11 protein-coding genes are annotated in these 13,353 nt (G+C 36.5%); all 11 read right to left on the minus strand.

Going from position 1 to position 13,353, the window contains the following annotated elements:
• Nucleotides 1-376 precede the first annotated feature (376 nt).
• Nucleotides 377-1,420, minus strand: a complete 1,044-nt coding sequence (locus AC1DFT_RS16430) for an LCP family glycopolymer transferase (protein WP_478160001.1) — start codon at nucleotides 1,418-1,420, stop codon at nucleotides 377-379.
• An 80-nt stretch (nucleotides 1,421-1,500) separates the two neighbouring features.
• Nucleotides 1,501-2,721 (minus strand): glycosyltransferase family 4 protein, encoded by a 1,221-nt coding sequence (locus tag AC1DFT_RS16435; RefSeq protein WP_478160003.1) that lies wholly within the window; start codon nucleotides 2,719-2,721, stop codon nucleotides 1,501-1,503.
• A gap of 13 nt (nucleotides 2,722-2,734) precedes the next feature.
• The gene (gene galU / locus AC1DFT_RS16440) at nucleotides 2,735-3,598 is read right to left on the minus strand and encodes a UTP--glucose-1-phosphate uridylyltransferase GalU (protein WP_478160005.1); all 864 of its coding nucleotides are present in this window, start codon (nucleotides 3,596-3,598) and stop codon (nucleotides 2,735-2,737) included.
• A 17-nt stretch (nucleotides 3,599-3,615) separates the two neighbouring features.
• Nucleotides 3,616-4,680 carry a glycosyltransferase gene (locus AC1DFT_RS16445; protein WP_478160007.1) on the minus strand — a complete coding sequence of 355 codons (1,065 nt, stop codon included), beginning with the start codon at nucleotides 4,678-4,680 and terminating at the stop codon, nucleotides 3,616-3,618.
• Entirely contained in the window at nucleotides 4,677-5,792 is a 1,116-nt protein-coding gene (locus tag AC1DFT_RS16450; RefSeq protein WP_478160009.1) for a glycosyltransferase, read from the minus strand. The genes AC1DFT_RS16445 and AC1DFT_RS16450 overlap by 4 nt, the downstream gene beginning before the upstream one ends.
• A complete protein-coding gene (locus tag AC1DFT_RS16455) occupies nucleotides 5,789-7,084 on the minus strand; it encodes an O-antigen polymerase (RefSeq protein ID WP_478160011.1) in 1,296 nt (431 codons plus the stop codon). Before AC1DFT_RS16455 ends, AC1DFT_RS16450 begins: the two co-directional genes overlap by 4 nt.
• A 107-nt stretch (nucleotides 7,085-7,191) precedes the next feature.
• On the minus strand, nucleotides 7,192-8,259 hold the full coding sequence (gene wecB / locus AC1DFT_RS16460; protein ID WP_478160013.1) for a non-hydrolyzing UDP-N-acetylglucosamine 2-epimerase: 1,068 nt from the start codon (nucleotides 8,257-8,259) through the stop codon (nucleotides 7,192-7,194).
• Entirely contained in the window at nucleotides 8,256-9,848 is a 1,593-nt protein-coding gene (locus AC1DFT_RS16465) for a 7-cyano-7-deazaguanine synthase (protein WP_478160015.1), read from the minus strand. Before AC1DFT_RS16465 ends, wecB begins: the two co-directional genes overlap by 4 nt.
• 14 nt (nucleotides 9,849-9,862) lie before the next feature.
• Nucleotides 9,863-11,278 (minus strand): lipopolysaccharide biosynthesis protein, encoded by a 1,416-nt coding sequence (locus tag AC1DFT_RS16470; protein ID WP_478160017.1) that lies wholly within the window; start codon nucleotides 11,276-11,278, stop codon nucleotides 9,863-9,865.
• Nucleotides 11,279-12,010: an acyltransferase gene (locus tag AC1DFT_RS16475; protein ID WP_478160019.1), complete on the minus strand. Its 732-nt coding sequence runs from the start codon at nucleotides 12,008-12,010 to the stop codon at nucleotides 11,279-11,281.
• Between the two features lie 13 nt (nucleotides 12,011-12,023).
• Nucleotides 12,024-13,340, minus strand: coding sequence for a nucleotide sugar dehydrogenase (locus tag AC1DFT_RS16480; protein WP_478160021.1), 1,317 nt, complete (start codon nucleotides 13,338-13,340; stop codon nucleotides 12,024-12,026).
• Nucleotides 13,341-13,353 lie beyond the last annotated feature (13 nt).

The following is a 13,353-nucleotide window of genomic DNA, read 5'->3' on the forward strand; positions in this document are numbered from 1 at the left end:
TCATGTTGTGGATATGTGTCCGTCACGTACCAAAAAGTTCAAAAGAAAAAAGCAAATATTTTTGGGAATGAAAGAGCAGCCAAAATTGCATCTTTGGCTGCTTTTTTCTGAATAAGAAAGTGGACTATTCTTTCTTTACCAAAAGCTATAGCACTTTGAATATTTGTGCTTTTGGATAGCGACGCACGAACGTCTTCCACAAGATTAGCGAAAAAATGCAAAGGGATGCGACAAAGTCGCATCCCTTTGCATCAAGAAACCTCGGTAAGTGTGTAGAAATCGTTCCGTACCAAGCATTCCAAAAGAACCTATACATAAAGTTCAAAATCTTATTATTTTAACAACAAAAAAACAGCCCGTTTCCAGGCTGTTCATTTTAATTTCCTATCGTTAAATCATGGACAGTAGTAGTTTTGGGAATTTCGCTTTGTGCGTTTCGGCCAAAATCATCTAAATTGAGCTGCAGTTGTCGCTTTACATCCTCGAGAGAATCTTCATCTATAATATAATAGGATGTTCCTCGTATCATCGTATCGTAACCTTCCAGTTGCAATTGCTCGATTGGTGATGCTTTTAAGTTTTGATATGTCTTGATCAACCCAAAATACTCCGAAGAAGGAATATTCGTTTTGACGTTATTTCCAACATCTTTGATCATATCGTCGATGTTACCAATATTACTTATGCTCGTTGCTTTGTTAATAATCTCTTGGATGACTTGTTTTTGTCGGATATTACGTCCGGCATCCCCTTGAGGATCTTTTTTCCGCATTCGCACGTATGCAAGTGCTTCATTTCCGTTTAAGAACATGGGACCCTCTGTATACTTCTTCCATTTTAAACTACCTGTTAGCTGTGCACTGAACGTAAATGGAACTTCTACATCTACTCCGCCTACTGTATCTACGATGTCTTCAAATCCTTGGAAGTCAGTGGAAACATAATAATCGATTGGGACTTCTAATATGTCTTCTAATGTATTGATCGTGTAGTTTATCCCGCCGAAAGCGTACGAGTGATTAATTTTAGTCTCGTATCCTAAGTCTGGGACATAAACCCTGGAATCTCGTGGAATACTGACCATGGAGATTTTTTTTGTTTTCGGATTTACCGTCGCTAAGATTAATACATCGGATCGACCATATTTGGCCTTTTCTTCGTTTTCTATTCCTGCTAGTAATATGGTGAAAGCAGAGTCTTCTGCCTTGGCATTTTCAATTTTGTTTACCGCTTCTTCTGTTGGATTTTTATCTTTATCCAATGGTTCATATATTTTATTCATTGCATTTTTTGTCTGATATGATAGGTTTGTGGCAAATACGATGACACCAGACAAAAGCACCATTGAAATGATCAGAACTGTATATAAAATTTTTCTTCTCGTCTTAGTTTTTCGCTTTTTTTGACGTGAAGTAGTCATAATACTTCCCTACTTTACTGTTAAAATATAATCTCACCAATTATACATAAATTTATGCCTCATGTATATGGAAAAGACTATTACTTCTTCGTAAGGTTTTGCAAAAGATCTGTTACGATGGAAGCCCAGCTATACTCATTTAAAGCAAGATGCCTTCCACTTTCTTTCATTTTTTTCCTGTTTTCATCATCCATCTCGACAAATTGGAACATGGTTTCTGCAATAGAATCGACATTTTCTGGCTTGGCGACTAGTCCAATATTGTTCTTCGTTACGATTTCTGCACTTTCCCCTTTTCCACAGTAAAGAACTGGAACACCAGAAGATGCTGCTGGGAAAATTTTCGATGGGCGTGCCCCTTCAAATAAAGCGATATCACGTAATGGTACGATACTTACATCTGTTACCGAAAACAACTTTGGCATTTCCGTTAAAGGTAGATGTCCTAAGAATGCCATATTTTGCAGTCCTAATTCTTTCGCTAACTGATGAAGTTTTTCTTCTTCAGGCCCTGCTCCGGCGATTAAAAAATATGCATGTGGAACCATTTCTTGCATTTTTTTAGCCGCATATAATATAAACTCTAGTCCCTGTGCATAGCCTAGATTACCACCGTAGGCAAATACAAATTTGTCTTGTAAACCAAACTTCTCTACATACTCCTCATTTTTTTCTGCCGGTTGAAAAAAGTTTGTGTTTACGCCATTTGGTAAAACAAACACTTTTTCCTCTGGTTGCGAGTGATTAATAACATACGATTTAATACCGTCTGTAGCAGTAGCAATTTTCCAAGAATGTTTGTATAAAAAGGACTCTAATATTTCCGCAAGCTTAATAAAAATCTTATTTTTAACAAGTCCTAATTTCACAGCAGATTCCGGCCAAACGTCCGCCACATTAAATACAAACTTCGCTCCTTTTAGTTTGGCACTAAGTAGACCAGTTAACCCTAAAAAGATTGGTGGCGAGTTTACAATGATGACATCTACTTTTCCAGCTTTCATTAGCCCGTAAAACGAACTGAATGTGAAAGAAAAATAAGAGACTAATCGTTTATAAAATGTTCCCTTTTTAGAAGGGTAAATCCATGTACGATGGACAGGAATTCCATCCCATTTCTCAAATTCATATTTTTTCCCTTTATACTCATCCGGAATAATCCCATGTGGGTGGTGAGGAAAAGCTGTCACTACTTGAATATCATGCCCTTGGGCAAGCAGTTCTTTACTCACTTCATATACACGGATTTGTGGAGCACCTGTTTCAGGTGGGAAATGTTGACATAAATATACGATACGCATAGCAATCACCGACTTAATCTTTCAATTTATTCTTCAAGTACGCAAGTAACGGTTCTCTTAAATCATCCCGTTTTAGTGCGAAGTCAAAAGTTGCTTGTAGAAATCCAAATTTATCCCCAACGTCATATCGTTTTCCTTCGAATATGTAAGAGTAAATAGATTCTTTTGCTAATAATGAATCAATAGCATCTGTTAACTGTATTTCACCTTTTGCATCTGGTTGTACTTTTTCTAGTTCATCGAAAATAGCTGGTGATAAAATGTAACGGCCAACAATTGCTTGGTTAGATGGTGCATGTTCAACAGCAGGCTTTTCCACTAATCGTTTCACTGTAAACAAATTATTATCTGACTCACTATATTCTACGATTCCGTATTTATGAACGTCTTCGTCTGGAACTTCATTGACTCCTAAAATACTGCTCTCGACTTGTTCGTACTTTTCAATCATTTGCTTTAAAGCTGGTACTTCTGCATCGATAATGTCATCTGGAAGTAGTACAGCAAATGGTTCGTTACCGATGAATTTTTTCGTGCATAAAATAGCATGTCCGAGACCTAGTGGTTCTTTTTGACGCATATAATGAATGTCCACTAAATTTGAAATATTTTCTACTGTCTCTAGTAATTCTAGTTTGCCTGTTTTTTTCAATAGAAGCTCTAATTCGATTGATTTATCAAAATGGTCTTCCATCGATTTTTTGTTGCGTCCAGTGACAATAATAATATCTTCAATGCCCGAAGCAATCGCTTCTTCAATAATGTATTGTAAATTTGGTTTATCTACGATCGGTAGCATTTCTTTTGGTAAAGCTTTCGTTGCAGGTAAGAAACGAGTTCCAAATCCTGCTGCAGGAATGACCGCTTTTTTTATCATATTCCATCACCTTCTGATTAATATTTTTCATACAATGAAAGCATATAATGCGCATTATCTACCCAGCTATAATGCTCTTTTACGTGAGCGACGCCGGCTTGTCCCATTACCGCTCGTAGATCACTATTTCTCGCTAGTTTTTTAAATGCAGTTGCTAGCTGATCTGGACTGTTTTTATCGACTACGATGCCAGTAACATCTTGGACGACTACTTCTGGTAAGCCACCGACGTTCGATACGACAACTGGCACACCACAAGCCATTCCTTCTACAGCTGCAACGCCGAAGCTTTCACTATCTTCTGTAGATGGTACAGCAAAAATTGACATTTTACGAATAATAGCCGGTACTTCTGTATTTGGAACTTTTCCTGTAAATGTAGTTACATCTGCTATTCCTAAATCTTTTGCAAGCTGTTCATACTCGGCTCTTTGAGGGCCATCGCCTGTAATTAGGAGTTCGGAGTTTGGAAACTCTTTATGGAATAAGGCAAATCCTTTCACTAAATCGGCGATTCCGTATTTATCTTCCAGTGCTTTTACTGTTCCGATAATAATTTTATCATCCGCTTCTTGCCCTTCTGGCGCAGGGTAAAACTGCTCGATATCTACTCCAAATGGGGTTACTTCTACTTTTTTGTTTGTATAGAGATTTGTTTCTTTTGCCATGACATGGCTTGTTGAAAAAATGGCTGTTGCTTTATCTAATGTGTATTCAATCAGTTTTTGATTGAGCTTGCTTTTTTTAGGAACGACAAAAATATCTTTTCCCCATACCGAAACAAAATACTTTTTATAATGAACCATTGCACCTAATAACCCGTAGCTGGATACATAATGTGCATGTAAAACATCTGGATTCCATTCTTTCAGCATTTTTTTTAAAGCAGGTGCTGCTGCTAAATAAGAAGCTTTGCTTGGAAGTAATTTCGGCAAAATCTCCGTTGGTACGAGTTTCGCATTGTCCTCTGAATAATGGTCTTTGAATGTATATACTTTCACTTCGATGCCTTGTGATTGATAAAATAATGCCCATTTTTGCGTATGTATCGATCTACTTGGGGCTAATAACGCAATTTTCATTGTTGACCTCCTATAAGCGCACGTGCTGCTTGTTCGGCACGTTCGTTCCATGCATGCTGCTGTAAAAATGATTGCCCGATATTTTGTTTATACGTTTCAAATTGTGGTTGAATGTCCAGCATCCCTTGGACTAAGCTTTCTGCATCGTCTTCTGTGATGACTCCGTAAGGACCTGACTGTATAAAATCTTCTTGTGCAGAACAATTAGTTGCAATAATCGGAAGTCCTGCAGTTAAGTATTCTACTAATTTGATAGGAACAGCAAAATCGTTATAAATCGATCTTTTTCGCGGTATAAAGGCAAAATCTACTTCTGTATATACTTGTTGAAGTTCCGCACCGCTTACATGTTGAAGATTGATATAGGGTTTTGCAAGTTTTTCTTGATCTGAAGCGCTAAGCTCTCTATATTCATCTTCTCGGCAAACGATGACTAGCTCACCTTTTATGCTGTCTTTATTTAACAAGGCAAACGATTCTACTAAAGTAGGTAACCCATAATCATCATTATTAATACCGCCTACATATATTCCTTTAAACGGCTTCCCGATTGCATTATCATTGGTCTTTATTTCCGTGAATCTTCCACCAGGAGGCAAGGCCATTTTCGCCGTATTGATATTCACATATTTGCCCATTGCGTCACTTGGTAAAAAGACGGTGTGCATATATTTACCGTAAAACTTTTCTTCCTTTTTATAAATAGTTTGCATGATGAATTTCTTTAACCCTTTTAACGAATACAAGTCATCGAATTTCCAATAGACGTCACGATAAAAGACGCCAATCGGCACATGATGTTTCTTTAACGTTTGAAAAACATCTTTATCGATCTTCCAGTCTTTCGGAATATGTCCAGGGTCTGTTAACCATAATGGAATTGTTTGGTTTTCTGAGTAGCAGAATAATGTCTGCTCGTATTTTCTCTCTTCTACTAACTTATTCCACTGGATGCGACGTTCCGTACTCGTTCCAGAAATGACGATGAGCTCAAGGTCATTTTTTTTCGCATATACATCGAATGCTTTGATCATCTCTACTGGTCGAATCGCTGAACCACTTTTCGGGTTCTTTGCAACCGTAAAAGGGTAATAAATAATGATATTTTTCATGCCTTCACTCTTTTCTTCCTTAAATTAATGACAAAGCGCCAAATGATGTGAAAATATCCTTCCAATACGAACAATCCACCTAAAACAACGGTTAGCATAATCCAAATCGGATTAAAGAAGAAGTCGGAAACCCCTCCTACAAGCGTTCTTGGAATATTAATCGTGAAATAAATGAATAATGCAAGGACCACTGGCGTTTTTGGTAAACGTAAAAATACAATATAAAGTAATTGAATGACAATAGCAATATAAATAATTGCTACAATGACACCTAAATAGCCAAAAGAGGCAAACGCTTCTCCTAAGAAAATCGTATTAAGTACCCCGCCAGTTCCTTTGTCAATATTTTCTGGGAAGACGTTTTCCATTACCATTCGTGCAGAACGAACTTGTTCTACATCAAAGATTTTAGCGATAAAAGAAGGCAAACCTTTCGCTTCTAATAATGAAATGGAATGCGAAAAAGTATCCAAGTGCAAAAAGAATGGGGAAATTTGCGCTAAAATAATTCGACCGATTGGCCCAGAATTATAGGCTAAAAAGCTCCCTACTTCTGTCACCCCTTGAATAGCGACATACATAATAACTAATAACACACTGCCGGCGACTATATAGCCACTTATTCTTCTCCAGTTCAACTTTAAACGCCCAGTATATACAGCTGCAAGTAACAGCATAATGATGTAAAAGAAAATTGGGGATTTAGCTAAATCATAAGTAGAAATAAGGATGGAAGAAACAAATAGCATAAAAAACATAACTTTCCAATACAAAGCCTTTGAGTGCGCTGTATAAACAAAGGCGATAATCGATAATACGGGAGTTAAAGCAATTCCAAATATATTACGAATATACACACTTGGCCCACTAAATCCTCTGGATGCATCAATTCGCATCTTAGCGAGTTCTTCGGTATTTCCTTTAAGCAATTCCAAAAGTGGGATTGTCGATGTTTTCAATAATGTAAAAGCAACTGCTAAAATGGAAATAGCAGCAAGTGTTCCAAATGCAAGTCTAAATATACGTCTGTTCTTATCTACACTTGTACGAACGGGTTCATGTAGGTAACGATCAAATTCTAATGATGCATTAAAACCTAAAATTCTTCCTACAACTAATTGCGTTAGTGGGAACAAAATCATTAATATCGTCAATAAAACAAATCCAATGATTCGATATTCCTCATGGTCCATTCTTTTGATCATATAGTAATCATCTATTCCTAAAGCTATTAATAATCCGCCAATATAACTGGAGATAAGGAAAGAATAATAATATATAATGGAAATCATATTTGGCCTTACAAGAGAAAGGCTTCCAGAAACCTTTGCAAAAAGGTATGTGGAAGCCACCACAGTAAAGAGCCATATGCTAAAAATTAACAATGCTCACACCTACTTTATTTTCTTAAATGATCCTTTAATAAAGCTAATACTTTCTCTGCTGTTTTGCCATCACCGAATACAGGTTTATAAGATGGAGAAACTTGTTTTTGTACTGCTTCTACTATTTTGTTTGTATCAGTACCTGTTAAAATATTGGCATCTTCGATCAATGTTTCGACCCATTCCGTTTGGTCACGAACCGTAACACAAGGAACTTCTGCAAAATACGCTTCTTTTTGAACGCCACCCGAATCTGTTACTATTTTCTTTGCACTCGTTTCTAGTGAAAGCATATCTAAATAGCCGACTGGTTCGATTACTTGTAAATTAGGAATTTGTTCCAGCTTAAAGCCATAATCCTCTAATTTTTTCTTTGTACGTGGATGTATTGGCCATACTTTTGTTTCCGGAATTTGACTAAATGCATCTAAGATTGATTTCATACGATCTAGGTCATCTGTGTTTTCCGCGCGGTGAATCGTAATTAATAAATAGTCTTTAGCTTGTAAATTTTCACGTTCTAATATAGTTGAAGTCGTTTCTGCTAATGTTTTATTATATAGAACGGCATCATACATGACGTCTCCAACATTATGAACACCTTCTGAAATGTTTTCGTTTGTTAAGTTTTGGATAGCCGTATCTGTTGGACAAAGAAGTAATGTCGATACATGGTCCGTTAAAATGCGGTTTACTTCTTCCGGCATTTTTTTGTTAAAGCTTCTAAGTCCTGCTTCGATATGAACAATCGGAACATGTAGTTTTGCCGCAGCAAGGGCACCTGCAAGTGTAGAGTTAGTATCACCATAAACTAGGACAAAATCCGGTGTTTCCGTTAAAATAATGTCTTCAATTTTCGCAAGCATCTCACCTGTTTGTTTCCCGTGATTTCCTGAACCGATTCCTAAATGATAATCTGGTTTTGGAATATTCAACTCTTCGAAAAAGATATCCGACATATTGGCATCATAATGTTGCCCTGTATGCACGATTAGCTCTGTTATCTCTTCACGGATTACGCGAGAAACTGCTGCAGCTTTTATAAATTGAGGCCTTGCTCCTAATATTGTTAAGACTTTCATTTTGTCAGCTCCTTCATCATTTGAATCATATCTTTGGCAATAAATGAGTTAATATTATATGGATGTTTATACTTAGTACCATTCCTTTTAAAAGAAAGGGATTGTTTATATTGTTTATAGGTAGGATAAATACCATACCATTCCATCGGTTCATCGAAATATTGTTTGTATAATTTTCGCTTACGATATATTTTACGTAAAAGCGGGTACAATACACCGTATTTATTTTTCAATGAATTTTCTGCACCCGGTTTTTGTGGCAATGGATAAAAGTCCGGATACATTTTGTGCAAAGTATAATCATACAAGTACTTTTTATACTTCAAGTCAGCCGGTATTTTACTGAAAAAGTAGATTAGTCGGTCATCCCATAAGGGCATAGACCAATCTTGATCGAAATATTCATACACTCGAACCGAATTTATGATGAATTTAGCTTGTCTTTCTTTCCAGTTCCATTCATCTATAATCGAAGTAACTCGTTCATTCGTCAAGGCTGTATATGACGAAACGTCCTTTGCTACCGATTTACCAATGGAGCTAGTTGTATGGCTTAGTCCATTTTCTAATTGCCATAATCGAAAATGCTTGGGAATAATGAAGTCAACTACTTCACTTGAAGTAAATTCCTTATCAAGAATAGCTTCATAAGGCAAATGACTGCCTCCTAAAAAGTCGAGAGAATGACCTGGCAGGAATACAGCATTTTCTAATTCTTCTTCCTCTACTAATAATTTGGTACTTGGGAAATCTTGCAAATGCGCAACAGACGTTCCATTGCAAGCATATAAAACATAGTCTTTCCAAAGCTTAGACTTATATAAGTCTTCCCACATTGCTTTATCGTAAGCAAAATACTTCCATTTCAAGCCTAAACGGTCTGCAATTTCTTTACTGACTGTCGCTTCTCCATTACCTGGTCTACCATATGTAAAAGTAATAATAGAATCGGAAAGGCCTTTATCCTTTAATAGTAAAGCCATTATGCGAGAATCATATCCTCCACTTAATGGTAGGATAATTTTGCGTCCGGCTAGTCTAACCGCTAACTCGTCGAATATATTATGAAGAATATGAGCCAACTCTTCGGCAAAATTATCAATAGAATCATGATCCTTTTCTGTAACGTACGAATAATAGAATTGCTTGGAAGCAGTTTCTTTTAAATGAACAATAGAGGCAACCTCAAGTTGATACCAGTCTTTGAATAAAGTTTTTTCACCAGCCACAAAACCAGCTAATAAAAGTTCTTCCTCCGCGTCTTCTCGAATAGACATAGAAGTATTTGGTTCTATAAAATCTTGAACTATCCAACTGTTAGTTTCATTTTTGGAAAAAAATAAAGGAATGGTTCTTTTTTTATCCGTTACCAAAGTAATCTCTTCTGCAGTTTGAAGAATTAATGCAAATTCTCCATTCCAAGTAGCCACTTCTGTAAGCGATACCTCTTTAAATAAATCTACAAAATTTTCATGGGTGACATATTGATTTTCATAGTAGAAATAACCTCTAAAAAAACCTTCATACCCAGTGCCTTGTATAGGATAAAAATCTTTATGCCTAAGGTTAAGTGTACATTTGTTCGCCATGTCTTTATCCCCCATTATTTTCTCTTTATAAAATACTTATCCATTCGAACTAATAAAATAAGGATGATGAATACAATCCATATACCTAAAATTAGCCAACTATTTAAATCATGTAACTGAATATATACAATTCCAAGTGTTGCAGCGATTAACCATAAGATTGTCCATCCCATTTTAAAGCCGGAGAAAGGTACATAGTAGAGCTTTTGGCTTTTACGGAATACGATAAATAAGGCTAGACAATAGGCTGCTACATAGGAAATGACCGTTCCCCAAATAATAAGATGTGGTACGAATATAAAATTCAATGCTATGGAAACAACTGCTGCAATTCCAAATGCTATAGAAATATGTTTGGTCTGTTTAGAGTAAAATATCCCTGTGGAAACAATCATATAATAAAATGCTAAAAATGTAGCAATGGAAATAGGCGCTACATATTGGAATGCAATTCTAAAATTATCTGGCATGACTAAAATAATCCATGGCATGAAAGTTGCCAAAGCTAAAACTCCGAAACTACCAATTAATAAAAAAGCAGCATATAATGTTGCGAATAATTGGGGGCTATCTTTTTTATCCTTTAAAGACATTGAAAAAGGTCTCCAGGCTAGCTGTATTCCACTAGTCAATAATGTAATAAAAGTTGCAAACTTAATAGCTGTCCCGTAAATACCTACATCATCTAATGTGCCATATGCTCGTATAAAGAAGTTATTGGCATTGGCAATTACCCAAAAGGCCAAAGATGCTGGCACTAAAGGTGCTGCGTACACTAATATTTTCTTTAGAATGACCTTATCAAACAAAGGTTTCAAATATACTCTGACAGGTTTTATTAACACTAAGACAATTAAAGCTACACTGATTAAACGAGCTACAAGTATTCCTTCTAAAGAAGTCCAAACAAACATCAAAAATAGGATAGAAACAACTGCTATTAATAGCATTTTACCTATCGTTGTAAAGACCACTCTTTTTGTATGGAACTCATATCTTAGAATGGTTAGTACTAGTGTGATAATTGTATCCAGGCATAGTGTACCTAAAGCAATAAAAAACAACTGAGAATAGCCTGCTGATTCTAAAATTAAAGCAGATAACCAATCCCCACCGATTAAAAATACAACTATAAGTAGGACAACCATAGATAATCGGAAAGTCATCACAGATCGAACATACTTTTCACGGGTTTCTTTATCTTTATACTCAAAATAATAAAAGGCTAGAGCCGAATCAGTCCCAAATATAACTAAGAAGGTAAGCATAGACACAGTAGTATCTACCATTTGAAGCAAACCAACTAGCGATGTATCGACTAAATAATGAGCGTACAAAGGAAAAAGGATGAAAGCAATCAGCTTCGTTCCTACATTCATAAATGCGTAAAGGAGCGAATCCGCTCCTAAACGTTTTAGCTGAGAAAACACTTAGAGTAGTTCCTCCTCAGGTACATTTTTCATGATTTTTGCAGGGAACCCTTTAATCAGTGTTTTTTCTTCTGTATCTTTTGTTACTAAGGCACCAGCTGCTACAAATGTTTCTTCGGCAATTGTAATACCTGGCAAAATGATAGATGCTCCACCAACACGAGCTCCTCGTTTTACAGTTGCACCTTTGATCTTATCAAAACGCGCTTCTGTTCTACCCATAAAGTTATCATTCGTCGTTGTCACACATGGTGCGATGAAGACATGATCTTCTAGTGTAGAGTGCGCTGTAATATAAGAGTTGGATTGAATTTTCGTACGGTCACCAATAGTTACAAAGTTTTCTACTGTAACATTACGTCCGATAATAACGAAAGATCCAATTTCTACATCTTCTCGTACAGTAGCTAGGTCAGCGATTAATGTACTTTCCCCGACAACTGCTCCACGGTAGACAATTGTATTTGCGCCAATTGTACATTCTTTTCCAAGTTGAAGTGGCGGAATTTCTTTTGTAATTTGCATCGTACTAGTTTTTGCTGGTTTTGGTTGTTTCCCAACTACCGCACCGTCGTCAATTGTCGTGCCATCTCCAATAATAGAATCAGCATGAATCGTTACTCGATTACCAATGCGCACATTGGCACCAATTTTTGCTCCTTCTTCGATTACAGAAAAATGACCAACTGTAGTATTTTCACCTAGTTCAGCAGTTTCATGGATAAAGTTCATGTTTGTCGCCTCCTTACAATTTAATGTAACGATTTGGAGTATCGATACCTTTGAATGCGTTACGCGTATCAAAAATTACTTTTGATTTTTGTGCGATATTGGCATAGTCAAATGCAGTATGGTCAGTTGCTAAAATAACGATGTCTGCTTCTTCCAGCATGTTGTCCGTTAACTGGGAAGTTTTTAGTGTTTCCCCTTTTACTCTATATGTTTCTACATGCGGATCGACTGCTTTGAAATCTGCACCTTGTTGCATTAATAGTTCAATTAGTTTTAATGATGGAGATTCACGCATATCATCGATGTCTTTTTTGTATGCAACACCTAATAAAAGAACTTTCGCATGACGAAGTGCTTTCCCGTCATCATTTAAAATTTGCATTGCACGATTAATCACATAATCAGGCATAGAGTTATTAATTTCTCCTGCAAGTTCGATTAGTTTTGTATGGTAATTATATTCTCTAGCTTTCCATGTTAAGTAGAATGGATCGATTGGAATACAGTGACCGCCAAGACCTGGACCTGGATAGAATGCCATAAATCCGTATGGTTTTGTTTTTGCTGCATCAATCACTTCCCAAACGTCGATGCCCATTTTCTCACAAAGTACAGCCATTTCGTTTGCAAGTGCGATATTAATATGACGGAAAGTGTTTTCGAAGATTTTTTCCATTTCAGCAATTGCCGGGCTTGAAACTTTATGCACATCGCCATCTAACACACTGCTGTATAGTGCTGCTGCTACATTTGTACATTTTTCTGTAATACCACCAACTACTTTTGGTGTATTTTTTGTGTTGAAGCTTTTATTACCTGGATCGATACGTTCTGGAGAGTAGGCGATGAAAATATCTTCTCCAACTGTAAATCCTTTATCTTCTAATGCTTTACGGATAATTTCTTCTGTTGTACCAGGGTAAGTAGTCGATTCTAGCACGACTAATGTTCCTGGTTTTGCATAGTTTGCAATTTCATTCACTGAGCTTTCTACATAAGAAGTATCCGGTTGTTGGTAAATATCAAGTGGTGTTGGAACACAAATAGCAACTGCATCTACTGAACTGATAGAACCGTAGTCAGAAGAAGCTCTTAAATGTCCAGAGTCAACCATTTCTTTTAAATCATCATCTACTACATCACCGATATAGTTAATTCCTTGATTTACTTGTTCTACTTTCGATTCTTGTACGTCAAATCCGATTACGTTATAACCTGCTTTTGCTTTTTCAACGGCTAGTGGTAAACCAACATAACCTAATCCAACAACACCGATTACGGCTGTGTGGTTTTCAATTTTTGCTAATAATTCTTCATAGTGTGTAGACATCATTGTCTCTCCT

Source organism: Psychrobacillus sp. 05T411 (genome assembly GCF_056396485.1).